Origin of the sequence: Thioclava sp. F36-6, from assembly GCF_002020305.1 — a bacterium.
Lineage (GTDB): Bacteria > Pseudomonadota > Alphaproteobacteria > Rhodobacterales > Rhodobacteraceae > Thioclava > Thioclava sediminum.
The window spans coordinates 1,349,320-1,367,143 of sequence record NZ_MPZX01000002.1 but is presented as its reverse complement, the minus strand read 5'-3'; the positions used below and the strand labels follow the sequence as shown (position 1 = coordinate 1,367,143).

16 protein-coding genes are annotated in these 17,824 nt (G+C 65.5%); 3 read left to right on the top strand and 13 right to left on the bottom strand.

Annotated elements, in window-relative coordinates; genetic code table 11:
* Positions 1-4: 4 nt before the first annotated feature.
* From BMI88_RS13785 to BMI88_RS13765, 6 genes are all read right to left on the bottom strand, one after another.
* Positions 5-1,639: an alkaline phosphatase family protein gene (locus tag BMI88_RS13785; RefSeq protein WP_078549517.1), complete on the bottom strand. Its 1,635-nt coding sequence runs from the start codon at positions 1,637-1,639 to the stop codon at positions 5-7.
* 295 nt (positions 1,640-1,934) lie between these two features.
* Positions 1,935-3,122 (bottom strand): TIGR03862 family flavoprotein, encoded by a 1,188-nt coding sequence (locus BMI88_RS13780; protein ID WP_168173987.1) that lies wholly within the window; start codon positions 3,120-3,122, stop codon positions 1,935-1,937.
* The gene (holA, locus tag BMI88_RS19625; protein ID WP_093477030.1) at positions 3,119-4,141 is read right to left on the bottom strand and encodes a DNA polymerase III subunit delta; all 1,023 of its coding nucleotides are present in this window, start codon (positions 4,139-4,141) and stop codon (positions 3,119-3,121) included. Before holA ends, BMI88_RS13780 begins: the two co-directional genes overlap by 4 nt.
* On the bottom strand, positions 4,138-4,635 hold the full coding sequence (lptE, locus tag BMI88_RS13775) for an LPS assembly lipoprotein LptE (RefSeq protein ID WP_078549513.1): 498 nt from the start codon (positions 4,633-4,635) through the stop codon (positions 4,138-4,140). The genes holA and lptE overlap by 4 nt, the downstream gene beginning before the upstream one ends.
* Positions 4,622-7,180, bottom strand: a complete 2,559-nt coding sequence (leuS, locus tag BMI88_RS13770; RefSeq protein ID WP_078549511.1) for a leucine--tRNA ligase — start codon at positions 7,178-7,180, stop codon at positions 4,622-4,624. The genes lptE and leuS overlap by 14 nt, the downstream gene beginning before the upstream one ends.
* Positions 7,181-7,333: 153 nt before the next feature.
* Positions 7,334-7,882 carry a DUF3576 domain-containing protein gene (locus BMI88_RS13765; RefSeq protein WP_078549509.1) on the bottom strand — a complete coding sequence of 183 codons (549 nt, stop codon included), beginning with the start codon at positions 7,880-7,882 and terminating at the stop codon, positions 7,334-7,336.
* Between the two features lie 350 nt (positions 7,883-8,232).
* On the opposite strand from BMI88_RS13765, the gene BMI88_RS13760 reads away from it, so the two are divergent.
* Together BMI88_RS13760 and BMI88_RS13755 are read left to right on the top strand one after the other, a co-directional pair.
* Positions 8,233-9,249 (top strand): porin, encoded by a 1,017-nt coding sequence (locus BMI88_RS13760; RefSeq protein ID WP_078549507.1) that lies wholly within the window; start codon positions 8,233-8,235, stop codon positions 9,247-9,249.
* Between the two features lie 99 nt (positions 9,250-9,348).
* Positions 9,349-10,002 (top strand): YggS family pyridoxal phosphate-dependent enzyme, encoded by a 654-nt coding sequence (locus tag BMI88_RS13755; RefSeq protein WP_078549505.1) that lies wholly within the window; start codon positions 9,349-9,351, stop codon positions 10,000-10,002.
* Here the strand turns inward: BMI88_RS13755 and BMI88_RS13750 are convergent.
* On the bottom strand, positions 9,999-10,553 hold the full coding sequence (locus BMI88_RS13750; RefSeq protein ID WP_078549503.1) for a L,D-transpeptidase family protein: 555 nt from the start codon (positions 10,551-10,553) through the stop codon (positions 9,999-10,001). The two genes, BMI88_RS13755 and BMI88_RS13750, sit on opposite strands and share 4 nt — an antisense overlap.
* The gene (ribA, locus tag BMI88_RS13745) at positions 10,553-11,629 is read right to left on the bottom strand and encodes a GTP cyclohydrolase II (protein ID WP_078549501.1); all 1,077 of its coding nucleotides are present in this window, start codon (positions 11,627-11,629) and stop codon (positions 10,553-10,555) included. Before ribA ends, BMI88_RS13750 begins: the two co-directional genes overlap by 1 nt.
* A 142-nt stretch (positions 11,630-11,771) precedes the next feature.
* Between ribA and BMI88_RS13740 the strand changes: the two genes are divergently transcribed.
* Positions 11,772-12,458 carry a response regulator transcription factor gene (locus BMI88_RS13740; RefSeq protein ID WP_078521549.1) on the top strand — a complete coding sequence of 229 codons (687 nt, stop codon included), beginning with the start codon at positions 11,772-11,774 and terminating at the stop codon, positions 12,456-12,458.
* Between the two features lie 112 nt (positions 12,459-12,570).
* Here BMI88_RS13740 and BMI88_RS13735 read toward each other — a convergent pair whose 3' ends face one another.
* From BMI88_RS13735 to mutL, 5 genes are all read right to left on the bottom strand, one after another.
* Positions 12,571-12,915, bottom strand: a complete 345-nt coding sequence (locus BMI88_RS13735; protein ID WP_078549499.1) for a DUF3775 domain-containing protein — start codon at positions 12,913-12,915, stop codon at positions 12,571-12,573.
* Positions 12,916-12,982: 67 nt separating this feature from the next.
* A complete protein-coding gene (locus BMI88_RS13730) occupies positions 12,983-13,600 on the bottom strand; it encodes an aminotransferase class IV family protein (protein ID WP_078549497.1) in 618 nt (205 codons plus the stop codon).
* Positions 13,573-14,685, bottom strand: a complete 1,113-nt coding sequence (locus tag BMI88_RS13725; protein ID WP_078549495.1) for an aminodeoxychorismate synthase component I — start codon at positions 14,683-14,685, stop codon at positions 13,573-13,575. The genes BMI88_RS13730 and BMI88_RS13725 overlap by 28 nt, the downstream gene beginning before the upstream one ends.
* Before the next feature lie 61 nt (positions 14,686-14,746).
* Positions 14,747-15,925 (bottom strand): DNA recombination protein RmuC, encoded by a 1,179-nt coding sequence (rmuC, locus tag BMI88_RS13720; protein WP_078549493.1) that lies wholly within the window; start codon positions 15,923-15,925, stop codon positions 14,747-14,749.
* Positions 15,922-17,820 (bottom strand): DNA mismatch repair endonuclease MutL, encoded by a 1,899-nt coding sequence (gene mutL / locus BMI88_RS13715; protein ID WP_078549491.1) that lies wholly within the window; start codon positions 17,818-17,820, stop codon positions 15,922-15,924. Before mutL ends, rmuC begins: the two co-directional genes overlap by 4 nt.
* Between the last annotated feature and the right edge of the window lie 4 nt (positions 17,821-17,824).

The window sequence follows — 17,824 nt, the reverse complement described above, 5'->3', positions numbered from 1 at the left end:
CGCCTCAACCCTTCGGGGTGCCGGTGGCAGGGTCGAGGATCAGCTTACCATTGGCCGCTTTCGAGAAGTCGAACATGCCGTTGAGCGTGCCCGCCTGTGCGTCGAAGGAGCCCTGACCGATGCGCTGCCCGTTCAGCCAGTTATCCTCGATGAACTTGGTGACCGAGGATTGATCGACCAGCGTGTGATCCACCGCGTTCTTCTTCGCATAGGGCGAGATCACCAGCATTGGGATGCGGGTGCCGTAGCCGCAGCGACCCTGCGCCGGCTTGCCGTCGAGACCGGGCAGCGTCTTGTCGCTGGCGCATTTGCCGCCATTGAGCACGTCATAGCCCGCGACCGGGATGTTCGAGCCGTTCACCACCGCCATCGCGTGGTCATACCAGCCATCGGAGTCGTCATAGGTCACGACGATCGCGGTGTCCTTCCAGTCCTTCGATTTCTGCAGCGCGTTGACCGCGTTGACGATGAATTCCTGCCCGTCGAGCGGGTCGGAATAGCCCGCATGACCGTCCTGATAGGCGGACGCTTTCAGGAACGTCACCGCCGGCAAGTTGCCGTTCTTCAGCGCAGCGTAGAAATCCTTGCTGTCATATTGGTGGTTCGCGCCGCCATCGTCCGAGGTGCCGATCGCATCGACCGAGGCGGGCCGGGTGTGATCGAGGTTCTGGGTCGATTTGTAATACTGGAAGGGCTCGTGGTGGGGGATGTAGTCCTTCGAGGTCTCGCCGGTCACCTGCGAGAGCGACGAGCGGTCGCAGCCGGTTGTGCCGTTGCCGTTCACCGCGGTCAGATCGAAGCCGCCCTCGAACCAGCCCCAGGTGACGTGTTTCGCGTTCAGCAGATCGCCGATATTCTTGCCGCCCATCAGCGTGGTCGGGTATTTTGGGTTCGAGCAGACATCGCCGGTCGGGTCGAGATCCGAGATCATCGTCCAGCCGCCATTGCCGTCGGGCACGACGCGGCCCTTGTCATAGGTGCCATCGGCCGCGAGCTTGTAGCCCTTGGGCAGCACCGCGCCATTGGTCTGGCCCGAGACGAGGTTGATCGCGCCGGGCGTCGAGGGGCCGAAAGTGCTCGAGAAGGCGTTGTCGTTCATCGCGTAGGCCTGCGCATAGTTCCACAGCGCGGTGACGGTGTTGCCGTCATAATAGCCCATCACCTGCCCCTTGGTGCCGAAGGCGCCCGTGCCGCCTTTGGTGCCCTTGCCGGTATTGGCCGGGAAGGCATCCATCTTGCCACCGTGGAACGCGGCCTGCTCGGCGGTGTAGCCGTGGTTCTGGTCCGCAGTCGCGGCCTGCGTCCGGTCGAGGCGGAACGGGGCGGCGGCATTCGCGCCATTCGCGGAATTGGTCTTGTTGGGGTTGTTCTTCAGCAGACCGGCGCTTGCGAGCGTATCGGCCTTGGGCGTGTTTTTCGCGGCGGTGAATTGCGGCTCGCCCTTGGGGTTCGCGGCTTTCGGGTAGGTCGCGAAGTAATGGTCGAAGGAGACGTTTTCCTGAAAGATCACCACGAGATGCTTGATCGGGGTGGCGGTCTGGGTGTCGGCGGCGGCGGTGGTGCCCGCTTGGGCGGTCGCGGCGGCGCAAGTCAGCGCGAGTGCGCTGACGGCACTGGTGAGGCGGAGCGTGTCGGTCATCTAAAGTCCCTCATTCAAATGGCAGCTTCCCCGTGAGCTACGGGCGCGTGGCATCTCGCTAGGAACGGCGTTTGGCAATTTGGTGACAGTCCCGCTCACGCACCATCACCACTGGGTGAGACCCCCGCGGATGCACGCGGATGGGATGCGGCGTGAGCGTTCGGTGATCGGCCTGGGCGGTGGCGATGCGCGACGGGTGAGGGGGGCGCTGCCCCCGGTCGCCGGAGGGCGACAAGCAATGCGGAAAGAGGGGGCTCTGCCCCCGGTCCTACGGACCTCCCCCGGGATATTTACATCAAGGGGAAGAGAGCCGTTGGGCCGCGGCGCGCCCGGCATGGCGGCCTGAAGCGAGGCAGGCGGTCAGCAGGTAGCCGCCCGTCGGGGCCTCCCAGTCGAGCATCTCGCCCGCGGCGAAGACGCCGGGCAGGGCTGTCAGTTCCAGATCGTCGGTGAGGCTGTCCCATGCGATGCCGCCCGCGCTGGAGATCGCCTCGGCGATCGGGCGCGGCGGGCCGAGCGGGATACGCAGAGATTTGAGCGTTGCTGCAAGCTGCGCCGGGTCCTTGGGCAGCGGGCGGCCCCATTCCAGCGCGAGCGCGAGCTTCACCGGGTCCAGCTTCGCGCCTTTGCGCAGGCGGTTGGTCAGGCTCTGTTTCGGCGGGATTTTCGCAAGCCGCGCGGCGAGGTCTTCGGCGCTTTGATCCGGGGCGAGATCGAGGCTCAGCGGCGCGCCCTCGCGCAATTCGGCGGAGAGTTCATAGATGCCGCCGCCTTCGAGCCCGCGCTCCGATATCACGAATTCGCCGCGCGTGCGCCGCGTCGGCGTAATCAGCGCTGCACCTTTCACGGGCTGGCCCAGCTGGCTTGCCATATGCGCCGACCAGTCGATCTCGAAGCCCATATTGGCGGGGGCGAAGGGGGCGATTTCCACGCCTTTCGCGCTCAGCCATGGCACCCATGCGGCATCCGAGCCAAGCCGCGGCCAGCTTGCGCCGCCGAGCGCGAGTACCGTGGCATCTGGCGTGAGGCTTTGGCGCCCCTCGGGCGTGTCGAAGATCAGCGCTGCGCCGTCGAAGCCTTGCCAGCGCCAGCGGGTGCGGATCGTGACGCCAAGAGATTCGAGCCGCGCGATCCAGGCGCGCAGCATCGGCGAGGCTTTCATCACGGTCGGGAAGACCCGACCGGTGGAGCCGGTAAACAGCTCGACACCCAGATCGCGGGCGAAACTCTGCGTCGCCTCGGGGCTGAATTCGCGGGTGATCGCGGCGATCTGCGGGTGGGAATAGTGCGACAGGAAGGCGTCGAGCGGCTCGTCCCTCGTCAGGTTCAGTCCGGATTTTCCCGCCATCAGGAATTTGCGCGCGAGCGTCGGTTTGGCCTCTGCCAGTGTGACGGAGACGCCGGCCCGCGCCAGTTCCTCGGCTGCCATCAGGCCCGCCGGGCCGCCACCGATGACGAGCGCGGATTTCGCCGCCGCGCTCACCGCCGGGCCAGCATCGCGAGCCGCATCAGCGCGCGCTCCATCACCGCCATTTGCGGCGCGCGGCTGGCGGAGCGCAACGTCAGATCGGTCTCGACCAGTTCCTTCAGCGCGGTCTCCAGCTTGTACATGCCCCAGCTTTGCGCCTGCCGCTGCATCCGGTCGCGGCGCGGGCCGAAGATCGGCGGGCGCATCCGCGCGATGCCTGCACCGGGGCCCTGCGGGTCGGAGGCCGCGGCATGCAGCGCGCGGAAATGGCGCATCGCGGCGATGGCGAGCTGCACGGGCTGCACCCCTTGGCTTTCCAGACGCCGCATCACCGGGCCAAGCTCTGGTGCGCGGCCCTCGGCCACGATCGAGAGCACGTCATCGACGCCCGCCTCGACCGAAGACGGCGCGCAGGCGGCCACATCGGCGGGGCCAAGTGGCGTGGTGTCGCCGAATTTGTAGAGCGAGATCTTCTCGACGGTCTGGCGGAAATCGCCCGGATCGAGCGCCCGCGACAGCGCCACGAGGTCGGTCATCGCGTCGTTCGAGATGTCGCGCAGACCGGCGCGGCGCAGGATATCCTCGATCTCCTCGCGGCTCGGCGGGTCGTCGTAAATCCCGACGGAATAGGCGTTGTTATGGCCCTCGAAGGCTTTGCGCAGCTTCGATTTCGCGGCGAGCGAGCCTGCGGTGACCACGATCTGCGCATCGCCTTCGCGCCATTCGTCGAGCGCGGTCTTCACCGCGTCCGAGACCGCATCGGTCGCGTCTTCGACGAAGGCCACGCGCGGGCCGGGGAAGAAGCCGACCTCCTTGATCGCATCGAGCAGCAGCGAGGGTTGCTTGCGCAGATCGCCGCCCGCGATCCGGCTCAGGCGCATCTCTTCTTCGCCCTTCGGGCCGATCAGTGCGGCGATGACTTCCTGCCGCCGCAGCGCCACGCGCATCGCATCGCCCCCGAAGATCAGCAGGCCGGTGCGCTCTGGCTCGGGTTTGGCGAAATAGCGGGTCGCTGCTACGCCGGTCAGCTTCATTCCGGCAGACCCGGCGCTTGTGACAGAAGTCGCGTCACGATCTGATCGGCGAGGATTACCATCAGGCGGCGATGCGCGTCTTCCTGAGCGGCCTGCGAGGCGACGACGGTGCCGGTCGCGGACCACGAGGTGAAGGAGGTGACGCGCCCGGTCAGCAGCACGGCATTATCCGCCGCATCGCGCAGCGTGTAATCCACCGTGCCGTTGAGCTGATAGCGGGTCGTGGCGTTGTCGGGCGAGATGCCCTGACCGAGCGACTCGGTGTCGATCTTGTAGTCGAGCCGGTAGCGGGTGACCTGCGAGGCCCCCAACCGCGCGTTCAGCTGCTGAACAAGGGCGAAAGCGTCGCGCGTCGTGGGCGCAGCCGGTTCGACCCCTTCGAGGAGTTTCGCCGCCCCACCCTGAGGCCCGTAGGCCGGGGTGAAGCCGCAGCCCGCGAGAAGGCCAGCGGCCCCCGCGAGCCCCAGAAATCCGCGTCTGTCAGATGACCACATTGACGATCCGCCCCGGCACAACGATCAGCTTCTTGGGCTGGCCACCGGCCAGCGCCTTCACGACAGCTTCGTCGGCCAGAACCAGCTTTTCAACCTCTTCCTTCGGCATATCCTTGGGCACCGAGATCTCGGCGCGGCGCTTGCCGTTGATCTGGATCGGCAGCGTCACCGAATCCTCGACCAGAAGGGCCGGGTCCGCCTCGGGCCAGCGGGCTGCGATCACGAAGCCCTCGCCGCCCAGCATCGACCAGACCTCTTCGGCGAGGTGCGGCACCATCGGCGCCAGCAACTGCGCCATCAGCTTCATCGCGTCGCGCTTGGTCTCGGCCCCGGCCTTCGATTTCGACATCGTGTTGGTCAGGCCGTAAAGCGTGGCGACCGCCTTGTTGAAGGTGAAGCCCTCGATCGACTTGGTGACTTCGTCGATGGCCTTGTGGGTGGCCTTCAGGAGCGCCGTATCCTCGGCCTCGTTCGCGGGCGAATCCGAATTGGCGATGTCGTCGGCGATGCGGTGCACGCGGGCGAGGAATTTCGACGTGGCTTCGGCGCCGGCGGCGGTCCACTCGACGTCGCGCTCGGGGGGGCTGTCGGACATCACGAAGAAGCGGGCGGTATCGGCCCCGAACTCGGCGATGATGTTCATCGGATCGACAACGTTCTTCTTCGATTTCGACATCTTGGCCGAGGGGATGGTCTCGACCGCTTCGCCGGTGGCCTTCAGCTTGCCGTCTTCGACCTCTTCCGGGAGGTGGTAGACGGGACGATTCTTGGCGTCACGCGTGAGGTAGATCTCATGCGTCACCATGCCTTGCGTGAACAGCGCGTCGAAGGGCTCGATCGCTTTCGCGGGCAGGTGGCCGGTCTTGTGCATCGCGCGGGCATAGAAGCGCGAATAGAGCAGGTGCAGAATCGCGTGCTCGATGCCGCCGATATATTGGTCGACGTTCATCCAGTACTCGGCCTCGGCCGGATCGGTCGGCGTGGTAGCACCGGGCGAGGTGAAGCGCGCGTAATACCAGCTCGAATCGACGAAGGTATCCATCGTGTCGGTCTCGCGCTGACCCGGCCCGCCGCAATTCGGGCAGGTGCAGTCGCGCCAGCTCGGATGACGATCGAGTGGGTTGCCGGGAATCGAGAAGTCGATCTTCTGGCCGTCCTCGTCATAGGGCAGCTCGACGGGGAGGTTTTCCTTCTTCTCCGGCACCACGCCGCAGGTCTCGCAATGCACGACCGGGATCGGGCAGCCCCAGTAGCGCTGGCGGCTCAGGCCCCAGTCGCGCAGGCGGAACTTGGTCACGCCCTGACCGATGCCGTTTTCCTCGCAGAAGGCGATCGCACTCGCGACGCCCTCTTCGCCGGTCTGCACTTCGTCGCCCGCGAAACCACGGATGTAGCGGACTTTCTCGGATTTCAGCGGAACGTATTCGGCCTCAGGGTAGTCACCCTCGACCGGCTCGAAGACGGGCGTGATCGGCAGCTCGTATTTCGTCGCGAATTCGAAGTCGCGCGCGTCATGCGCCGGGCAGCCGAAGATCGCGCCGGTGCCGTAATCCATCAGGATGAAGTTGGCGATATAGACCGGCAGTTCCCAGCTCGTGTCGAGCGGGTGGCGGACCTTGATGCCGGTATCCATCCCCAGCTTCTCGGCGGTTTCGATGGCTTCCTCGGTCGTGCCGCCTGCGCGGCATTTCGCGACGAATTCCGCGACCTTGGGATCGTGCCGCTCCAGATGCTTAGCAAGCGGATGATCGGGCGAGATCGCCGCGAAGCTCGCGCCGCGCAGCGTGTCGGGGCGGGTGGTGTAGACTTCGAGCCGGTCGAAGCCTTCCGGCGCATCGACGGTCGAGAAGGCGAATTGCAGACCGCGCGACTTGCCGATCCAGTTGGCCTGCATCAGGCGCACCTTCTCGGGCCAGTCTTTCAGGTTGTCGAGCGCGTCGAGCAATTCCTCGGCGTAGTCGGAGATCTTGAAGAACCACTGGGTCAGCTCGCGGCGTTCGACTTCCGCGCCCGAGCGCCAGCCCTTGCCGTCGATCACCTGCTCATTGGCGAGCACGGTCATGTCGACCGGGTCCCAGTTCACCACCGCGTTCTTGCGATAGACGAGACCGGCCTCGAGCATGTCGATGAACATCGCCTGCTGCTGACCGTAGTAGTCCGGGTCGCAGGTCGCGAATTCGCGCGACCAGTCGATCGAGAGGCCCAGCGGCTTCATCTGGTCCTTCATCACGGCGATATTGCCGTAGGTCCAGTCCTTCGGGTGGCCGTTATTGTCCATCGCGGCGTTTTCGGCGGGCATCCCGAAGGCGTCCCAGCCCATCGGATGCAGCACGGAAAAGCCCTTGGCCATCTTATAGCGCGCGACGACGTCGCCCATCGTGTAGTTGCGCACATGGCCCATATGGATGCGGCCCGACGGGTAGGGGAACATCTCGAGGACGTAATATTTCGGTTTGGCCGGGTCACGGCGCGCGGCGAAGAGATCCGCCTTGTTCCAAGCCTCTTGCCATTTCGTCTCGCTCTGGCTCGGTTCGTAGCGTGCCATGTCGGGCCCCTCATCACGTCGAATTCTGCGCGAGCTTGCTACACTGGCCTTGGGGGCGAGGTCCAGCCGCCGCGCTCATTTGGACAGAAATATCCCCGCCGGAGGCTGGCTCGGGCGGGGATCTGAATGCGTCCTGCGGTCGCCTTGCGGGAATCAGAGTTGCGAGTCGCGGACCCGCAGCTGACGTGCGCGGGTGAGAATCGCGTTCTCCACGGCGCGCTGCGTATCGGCGGAGACCGCGCCACCCTGCGTGCGGATCGACACTTTGAGCGAACGCGCATCGAGCGCCGGGTCGGTAACGTAAACCGTGGCCTTATAGGCGCGACCGCCGCCCGGCGGGGTGCCATAGCCGGTCACGATGACGCCGGAGAAGGGGTCAACCTCTTGAATCGGCAGGAAGTCGAGCACTTCGAGCGAAGCCTGCCAGAGATACTTGTTCACTTCGACGGTGATGTTCGGATCGCCATTTCCGCCGAAAATATCCCAAACGGTCGATTTCTTCTGAACGCGGCGCGTGGGGCCGTCGATCACGGCTTCGTTCGAGCCGGGCGTGTGGTCGAGCTGATTGGCTTCGCGCTGTGAAGCGGTAGCCCCGCTGCCACCCGAGAAGATGTTGCCGCTCGAGATACCCTTGCCGCAGCCTGCGAGCACGAGGCACACGCCCAGAATTGCCGTGCGTTTCAAAAGGGTTCTGGAAGTCATGCGAAGCTGTCCCCGTCGGCCTGCGTCATTGATTGCCTTTTCTCTAGCTCATGGCCCCCAGCCCGACAAGGTTTTTCCCCTTTGCCCCCGGATTTCGACCGACCGGCGCCTCGGGGGAATGCCGCCCGATGCCGCTATACGCGCGTGTAAGGGGCATTGTAGGGCGGTGTCAGAGGCCAACCGCAATTGCACGCTGACGTTACTGTGACATGTCTGCACCATCAAACACCCTATTCGACCCGGGCGGGCGCTTTGAGTTGCAATGAAAGGGGTGGGGAGAGAAAACACCGTCATACCCAACTTCGGATTCCCCAGGTTGGGGGTTACCTGTAAGACAATGAGGGAAAACGATGAAAAAGGTTCTCTTCGCGACGACCGCGCTCGTGTTCTCGGCTGGCATCGCTGCCGCTGAGGTCTCGGTTGGCGGCGACGGCCGCATGGGTGTCGTCTACAACGGCGACGACTGGAATTTCTCGAGCCGCATCCGCGTCTCGTTCACCGCTTCGGGCACCACCGACGGTGGCCTCGAGTTCGGCGGCTCCGTCCGTGCTGACCAAGCTATCGCTGCTACCCGCGGCACTTCGGCTTCGGTCTACATCTCGGGCGCGTTCGGCAAGCTCTCGATGGGCGACGTTGTCGGCGCTCCGGAAGCTCTGTTCGGCGACTTCTACGAAGTTGGCTACACCGACCTGTCGTCGGCTGGCGGCTCGAACGACATCGGCTACCTGACGGCTGACAACGGCGGCAACGTCGACTGCACCTCGGTCACCACCGGCGTCAGCGCTTGCGCCAACTCCGGCCCGAACCTGCTGTACACCGGCACCTTCGGTGCATTCTCGGTCGCAGCCTCGATGTCGGACGGCAAGGTGAACGGCGCCACCATCGGCGGTCTCGGCGTTCCGGTCGCGGTCGGCAACGGCACCGTTGGCGTTACCGACACCTCGGTCACCCAAGAGTACGCCATCGCTGGCGCTTACACCTTCGGCAACTACACCGTTGGCATGGGCTACGAGTACTCGAACGGCCGCAACCAGCTCTCGGGCACCGACATGGACGTCGACATGATCTCGCTCGCTGGCGTCGGTCAGTTCGGCAACACCTCGGTCAAAGCCGTGATCGCTCACCGCGGTCAGGATGCTGACGTTGATTGGTACGGCATCGGTGCTTCGTCGGTCTTCGGCGCAACCACCGTTGGCGGCTACATCCAGTACGCTGAAGACAACAACGCCAACACCGACGTGACCTGGTACGGTCTCGGCGCTGAGTACGACCTCGGCGGCGGCGCGTCGATCAAAGGCGGTATCGCTGACTCCGACGTTTCGGGTTCGGACGCGGTTGCTGACCTCGGCGTGAAGTTCTCGTTCTAATCCTTCGGGACAGAACGATGGGAAGAGCGGGCCTTGCGCCCGCTCTTTTCTTTTTGGGCCCTTCGGTGTTTCTTGGGCGCGCTGACGAGGGAGGGCCAGATGGGACTGAGCGAGATTCAGGCGCGGATCGCGAAAGCGGAATCAGAGGCAGGGCGCGAGCCAGGATCGGTGAAGCTGATCGCCGTGTCGAAAGTTCAGCCCGCCGAGCGAGTCGAGGCGGTTCTGCGCGAAGGCCATCGGCTGTTTGGCGAGAACTACGTGCAGGAAGCGCAGGGCAAGTGGCCCGCCTGGCGCGAGGAATTTCCCGGCTGCGAAGTTCATATGATCGGGCCGCTGCAATCTAACAAGGCGAAGCTGGCGGTGGAGCTGTTCGAGGCGATTCACACGCTCGACCGGCCCTCGCTGGGCAAGAAGCTGGCCAATCTGGCGCAGACGCGCGGGGCCTCGCCCGATCTCTTCATTCAGGTAAATACCGGGTGCGAGCCGCAAAAGGCGGGCGTGCTGCCCGATGATCTCGACGCTTTCGTCGCGGATATGCGCGCGAAGGACCTGCCGGTGGTTGGGCTGATGTGCATCCCGCCCGAATCCGAGGACCCCGCGCCGCATTTCGCAACGCTGGGTGAGATGGCCGGGCGCAACGGTCTCGACGGTCTGTCGATGGGGATGAGTTCCGATTTCGAGAAAGCCATCGCCGCCGGCGCGACCCATGTGCGTGTGGGCTCGGCGATCTTCGGCGCGCGCGACTATTCCTAAGCTTTGTCGCGGGCGTTGAGCGCCGGGGGCTTTCCGCCCCCGGACCCCCGGAGGATATTTCCGCCAAGCCGAAGGGGAATCTCCAGCGGCTCACCCGGTGTGATGCGCTGCGCAATCCAGATCAGGTGATCGCGGCGAAAGGCGAGGCAGCCCGCAGTCGGGTAGCCCGCCCGGCGGCGCTGATGCAGGAAGATGGCGGAGCCTTTGCCTGCCTTTGCCGTCGGGTAGTTCCAGTCGGTCACCAGCACGATGTCATAGAGGGGATCGGCGCGCCGCATCGCCTCATGCGAGGCGGGGTAGGGGGCGCGGACCAGTTGGTTATAGGCCGAATCCCCGGACGCGTCGCACCACAGATCGCGCGGGCCGATCGGTTCGGCCCAGTCCTGAGGCGCCACGATCCGATCCGCGCGGTAGAACATGCGCAGGATATGCAGCCGCCCCGAAGGAGTCGCGCCGTCGCCCTCCTGCTTGCCGCCGCTGATGCCACCACGGCCGATCTCGACCGGGAAGCGGCGACCGCGGAACAGCAGGCCCGTCGGCGTCAGGCGCATCACAGGATGTGCCCCGATTTCGCGGCTTTGGTAGCGAGGTAGTTCTCGTTATGGCGGCTCATGCCGACCTTCAGCGGCACGCGCTCGGTCACGTCGATGCCATTGGCTTCCAGCATTGCCACCTTGGCAGGGTTGTTGGTCAGCAGCCGCACCTGCGAAAATCCGAGCTTGCGCAGCAGCGCCGCGCCGATGCGGAAATCGCGCTCGTCATCCTCGAAGCCGAGGCGGTGGTTCGCCTCGACCGTGTCGAAACCCTGATCCTGCAGCGAATAGGCGCGCATCTTGTTGGCCAGCCCGATCCCGCGCCCTTCCTGATTGAGATAGAGCAGGATGCCCGCGCCCTCATGCCCCATCAGCGTCAGCGCCGCGTCCAGCTGCGGGCCGCAATCGCATTTCAGCGAGCCCAGCACGTCGCCGGTAAAGCAGGCCGAATGCAGCCGCGCGAGCACGGGTTTGGAGCGATCCGGACGGCCGATCTCGATCGCGTAATGCTCCTCTGCGCCATTGTCGGGGCGGAAGATATGTAGCCGACCGGCTTCGGCGGCGCGCATCGGCACGCGCGCGGCAGAGACCGGGGCGAAAGCCTGCGGGATGTCGGCGGCGGCGAGCGCCTCTTCGGCGGTGATGCAGGTCAGCCCCGTCGGCGCAGGGTCAGGCGCCGCGACCATCAGCGCCGCCGGCAGAAGCTGCGCCGATTTCGCCAGCCGGATCGCGGCGCGGGCGAGGTCCGCATCGCCGCCGCGGAGCGCCTTGAGCGGGCCTTTCATCGGCACGCGCAGATCGTCAGCCGGATCGGCGAGCGCGCGCAGCCAGAGCAGATCGGCGTCAGCGGGCACCTCGATCCGCGCGATATCGGCGTCATAGACGCGCGCTTTCAGCGTCTCGGCCCGGCGCGCGGTCAGGACCAGCGTCAGCGGCCCCAGCGCGCGCAACGCGGCCAGCCGCTCGGGCGAGAGCGTCTCGACCGCCACGGTGAGGTGATCGGACAGCAAAACGGGCAGCCCCATGCGCAGATCGGCGCGGGCGCGATTCAGTCGTTCAGCCGGGCTCGGCCCGAGGGAAAAATTGCCGGTCATGCGCTCTGAGATAGCCTCGACTGTAACAAATTGAAATATCTGCCGGTGATTCGACACGTCAGCGTGAGATAGGTTTCACCACCCTTGCCATCGCTGTGAAAGGGCAACAGCTATTCGTCGAACACATATGGAGGCTCAGGACATGGCATCATTGAAGAAGGTCCTTTTGGTTGACGATGACAACGATCTGCGCGAGGCGCTCGCCGAGCAGCTCGTCGCGACCGACGATTTCGAGGTCTTCGAGGCCAGCAATGGTCACGAAGCGGTAGATAAGGCGAAATCGACGCTTTACGACCTCGTCGTGCTGGATGTGGGCCTTCCCGATACCGATGGCCGCGAGCTGTGCAAGAAGCTGCGCAAGAGCGGCGTGAAATGCCCGGTCGTGATGCTGACCGGCCATGACACCGATGCCGACACGATCCTCGGCCTCGATTCCGGCGCCAACGACTACGTTACCAAGCCCTTCAAGTTCCCGGTGCTTCTGGCCCGTCTGCGCGCCCAGCTGCGCACGCATGAACAGTCCGAAGACGCCGTCTTCCAGCTTGGCCCGTATACGTTCAAGCCCGCGATGAAGATGCTGGTGGACGACAAGGACCGGAAGGTGCGCCTGACCGAGAAGGAAACCAACATCCTCAAGTTCCTCTATCGTGCGACCGACGGCGTGGTGCCGCGCGATGTGCTGCTGCATGAGGTCTGGGGCTACAATGCGGGCGTCACCACCCACACGCTCGAGACGCATATCTATCGCCTGCGTCAGAAGATCGAGCCCGATCCCTCGAATGCGCGCCTGCTGGTGACGGAATCGGGCGGCTATCGTCTGGTGGCCTGATCCGAGGCGCTTTGCGCGGCATGTGCCGCGTGACGCGCGCCTATGTTGGAAATGAGGAAGGCGGCTCCTGCGGGGGCCGCCTTTGTCGTTTCCGATGGTCGGAGCGCGCGGCTCAGACCGTGGGGTAGATGTCTTCCTCGGCCTCTTCGAGCGAGATGCCGAGCGCATTCAGCCCGTCTTCGAGATGATCGGCCAGCATCGGGTTTCCCAGCAGGTAATCCTCGGTCGGCGCGGTCGCCTCGGCCTTGGCGGTGGCGATCGCCTCGTCGAGTTCCGACGCGTCATAGGTGTCGCGCCCGATCCACATCACCGCGGTCAGCGATGCCTTTTCATCCTCGTTCAGCGCCGCGATGAAGGCGCGCAACTCGCGGGCCTGACCCGAGCCGGGCACGTCCGCGTCGAACTTGCGGGCGCGGATGATGACATGGGCGATTTTCGCCGGGCTGATGGTGAGCATGGCTGCCTCCGTTCTTGGGCTCATCATCTCGCCATTGCACGACCTGCGCAAGCGTTTGCGTGTCGCATCACAACTGCGCGGGGATCAGGCCGCGCAGGGAGTTGCCCATGAAGACCTCGCCTTGCGCCAGGTCTTCGGGCCGCAGGACGGCTTCGCGGGCGGCCCCTGTCTCCAGCATCTCCTCGCGCAGGATGCCTGGCAGCAAGCCGCAGGTTAGCGGCGGGGTCAGGCAGATTCCACCGCGTTTCAGGAAGAGATTGGTGATCGTGCCTTCGCAGAGCTCGCCGCGCTCATTGAGCAGGATCGCCTCGTCCACGCCCTCGGGTAGGGCCGCGCGGGCGGCATCATAGGGCGCGCGCGCCGTGGTCTTGAGGCGCAGCATCGGATCCTGGCTGTCGAGGGTGACGCCCGAGATATGGAGGCGCCACGCGGTTGTCGGGGTCAGCGGCGCAGAGGTGATCTCAAGCGCGCCCTTCGCGTCGAGGGTCAGGCGCACCCGCAGCGGGTTCTCGCCGGAAACTGTCGCGAGGGCTGCCGTCAGTTCCTCTCCGTCGAGCGGATAGCCAAGCTGCTCGGCGCTGCTCGTCAGCCGCGCGATATGGCGGGCGCGGCGGCGGATGCCTTCGCCGGGATGCCAGCCGAAAGTCTCGATCAGTTTCAGATCTGCAGGAACCGGGTTTTCCAAAGCGCTTCCTCATATTCACCGTGGGCGGTGGAGTCATAGACCAGCCCGCCGCCGACATTCACCCGCCATTGGCCGGGGCCGGTCTGCATGAGCGTCCGGATCGCGACGTTGAACTCCATCCGGCCATCGGGCGCGGCCCAGCCGATCGCGCCGCAATAGATGCCGCGCGGGTCGGGTTCCAGCTCATGGATGATCTCCATCGCGCGGATTTTCGGCGCGCCGGTGACCGAGCCGCAGGGGAACATCGCGCGCAGGATTTCGGGCAGGCCGGTGCCGGGGACCAGTTCGCCTTCGATCTCCGAGATCATCTGGTGGACCGAGCGATAGGTCTCGACCTTGAAAAGGCGCGGCACCTTGACCGAGCCCGGCGTACAGATGCGCGAGATGTCGTTGCGCAGCAGATCGACGATCATCAGGTTCTCGGCGCGGTCTTTCTCGGCCCCCATCAGATCGGATTTCAGCGCGGCGTCCTCATCGGGCGTCGCCCCGCGCGGGCGGGTGCCTTTCATCGGTCGGGTGACGATCTTGCCACCCTCGGCCCGGAAAAACAGTTCGGGCGAGCGCGACAGCAGGCGCACCCCGGCTAGCGCGACATCGGCCCCGTGCGGGACTTGGCCCGCGCTGGACAGGGCCGCATATAGCGCCTCGGGCGCGGCGCCGCTCGTCACGGGGATCGGGAAAGTCAGGTTCACCTGATAGCAATCACCCGCGCCGATATAATCGTGGACCGTCCGGAAGGCCTCGGCATAGCGCGCCTCCGACCAGAGCGGCTCGCCCAGCTCGATCCGCGGCGCGTTCTCCGAGACCAGCGGCGGCACATCCTCGGGCGCGTCGTAAGCCCCGAAGGCCAGCAGCGGCAGGTCGCGGTTCTCGGGCAAGAGCGGTGCGAGGCGTTCGCTCAGACAATAGCCCAGCTCGTAGGAGGCGAACCCCGCCAGCCATCGCCCCTCGTCCTGCGCGCGCGTGATCGCCGCGAATGCTGCGGGCAGATCCTCCGGCGCATCGGCGCGGATGACCTCATGGGGGTCGCGGAAGCGGCAGGGCCGACCGTCCGGCCCCCTGTCGAAACGGACCTCGTCACTCATGGGCGCACTCTATGCCAATCTCCGAAGGGGGGCGCAGCCGAAAAGCGACGCTTGGCGCCGCTTAGGCCTTCTTTTCGGCGGTCGAGACAAGCAGCGGCTGTGCGGCGGTATCGGGGGCCAGCTCCTCGAAATCGAAATTGTCGAGCCGACGCGCGCGTTTCCCGGCCTTCTCGGCGGAGATCTTGATCTCGGAGATGTCTTTCGCCGCCTGCCCGAAATGCCGGTCGAGGTTTTCGACACGGGTGCCGAGCCGGTCGACATCGGAATAAAGCGCGGCCAGTTCCTTGCGGATCGCGCCGGCCTGTTCGCGCATCCGCGCATCCTTCAGCACGGCGCGCATCGTGTTCAGCGTCGCCATGCAGGTCGTCGGCGAGACGATCCAGACCTTCGCGGCAAAGCCTTCGCGCACCAGTTCGGGGAAATTCGCGTGCAGCTCGGCATAGACCGCCTCGGAGGGCAGGAACATCAGCGCGCCGTCCGCCGTCTCGCCTTCGAGGATGTATTTCTCCGAGATCGCCTTGATATGGGCGCGCACCGCGGTTTTCATCGCGCGGCTGGCCTCTTGGCGCTCCCATTGCGTGTCGGCGCGGCGTAGCGCCTCATAGGCTTCCAGCGGGAATTTGCTATCGATGACGATGGGGCCGGGCGGGTTCGGCAGATGGATCAGGCAATCCGCGCGCTTCCCGTTCGAAAGGGTCGCCTGCATCGTGAAACTGTCCGAGGGCAGCGCCTTGCCGACGATATCGTGCAGCTGAATCTCCCCGAAAGCACCACGGGTCTGCTTGTTCGACAGGATGTCCTGCAGGCCCAGCACATTGCCGGAAAGCTTCTCGATATTGGCCTGCGCCTTGTCGATCGCCTCCAGTCGCTGATGCAGGTCTCCCAGCGAGCGCGCCGTGCGGGTCGCGGTGCCATGCAGGCTTTCCGACATGCCGCGAGAAACCTCGGCCAGACGCCTTTCCATCAGGGCGAGCACCTTGGTCTGGCTCGCGGCCTGCGCCTCGGAGACGTGATGCAGACCGCCGGACAGCTGTTGCTGCCCGTCCGAGAGGTTTTGCACCCGCTGAGCGAGAAGGTTCATCTGGCCGACCATCGGGTCCATCGCGCGGGTCTGACGGCCCGCAGCGCGCAGCATGGCGACCATCAGGATCAGCAGGACAACAAGTGCCGCGCTGCCGAGCAGAAGGCCGAGCGTCAGCGGGTCGTTCAGGGTCAGGGTCATATCGCCAAGCTGGATCATGTGCGGCCAAACAGTCTTTCAATATCGCTGAGCTTCAGTTCGACATACGTCGGACGCCCATGGTTGCACTGGCCAGAATGGGGCGTGGCCTCCATCTGGCGCAGCAGCGCGTTCATCTCGTCGGCGCGCATCTGGCGGCCCGAGCGGATCGAGCCATGACACGCCATGCGGCTGAGCACCGCTTCGATCTTGGCCTGCACCAACTGGCTGTCGCCGAGATCGGACAGCTCGTCGAGCACGTCGCGCAGCAGCCCTTCGGCATTGATCTCGCCCAGAACGGCGGGGGTTTCGCGCACCGCGATCGCGCTGCCGCCGAAGGGTTCGATGGTGAGGCCAAGGCGCGACAGAGCGTCGGCATGTTCCAAAAGCAGCGCGGCGTCGCCTTGGCTGAGTTCGACGATCTCGGGGATCAGCAGCGCCTGCGCGGGCACCCCATTCTCGGCCATCTGGCCTTTCAGCTTCTCATAGACGAGCCGCTCATGCGCGGCGTGCTGATCGACGATGACGATGCCGCGCTCGGTCTGGGCGATGATGTAATTCTCATGCACCTGCGCACGCGCCGCGCCCAAGGGCCTCTCGGTCAGCGCGGGTTCGGCGGGGGCCGGGGCCTCGGCGCGGGCCGAGGGCGCATAGTCGAAGCTGGGTGCGGGGGCCTCCTGGAAGGAAGGCTGCTGGTAGGAGAGAGGCTGATAGCCCGGATCGGGCAGCGGCGCCTGCGCGGAGTAGGACGACCGCATCGCGCCGAGGCTCGGGCGATCCATCTGATAGATGCGCGGCGGTTGGTTGGGCCCCGGTTCGGGACGCATCGCGCCAAGCGTCGCATCCGAGACGGTCGAGGACGCCCGATGCCCGGCTTGTGCCAGCGCATGGCGCAGCCCGGTCACGATCAGCCCGCGCACGGTCGCGGCCTCGCGGAAGCGGACCTCGGCCTTGGCGGGGTGGACGTTGACGTCGACGCGCTCGGGCTCGCAGGTCAGGAACAGGCAGGCGGCGGGGTGACGCTCGCGGCTGAGGAAATCCATGTAGGCCGCGCGTAGCGCCCCGGTCAGCTGCTTATCACGCACGGGGCGGCCATTGACGAACAGGAACTGCTCCACCGCCGCGCCGCGCGAATAGGTGGGCAGCGCCGCGTAGCCGGTCAGGCGGATATCCTCGCGCTCGGCCTCGATCCGCACCGCGTTATCCGAGAAGGCGCGCCCGATCACCCGGGCCAGTCGTTCCGAGAGCGCATCGAACAGCTCTCCCTGTTCGCCATCGGCGCGGAAGATTTCGCGCGATTTGCCGTTGGAGACATCGGTGAGGGTGAAGCTGACATAGGGCTCCGCCATCGCCAGCCGCTTCATCACATCGGCGATCGCCTGCGCCTCCGCCCGGTCGGTGCGCATGAATTTCAGCCGCGCGGGCGTGGCGAAGAACAGGTCGCGCAGTTCGACCACTGTGCCCCGGTTCAGCGCCGCCGGTTTCACCGGACCGATCTGGCCGCCCGCCACGCTGATCTGGAAGGCGTCGAGACCATCGACACGCGAGGTAATCGTCAGCCGTCCGACCGCGCCGAGCGAGGGCAGCGCCTCGCCGCGAAAGCCGAACGTGTGGATGTTGAGAAGGTCCGAGCCGTCGATCTTCGAGGTGGCGTGACGCGAGAGCGCCAGCGGCAGATCCTCGGCGGTCATCCCGCAGCCGTCATCGGTCACGCGGATCAGCGTCTTGCCACCATCGCAATATTCCACCGCGACCCGCGAGGCGCCCGCATCCAGCGCGTTCTCCACCAGTTCCTTCACGGCAGAGGCCGGGCGCTCAACCACCTCGCCTGCCGCGATGCGGTTTGCCGCAGCGTCATCGAGCTGCCGGATCACGGGACGCTCAGTCGCGCCGATATTGCGGTTGTGCTGGTTCATTCCA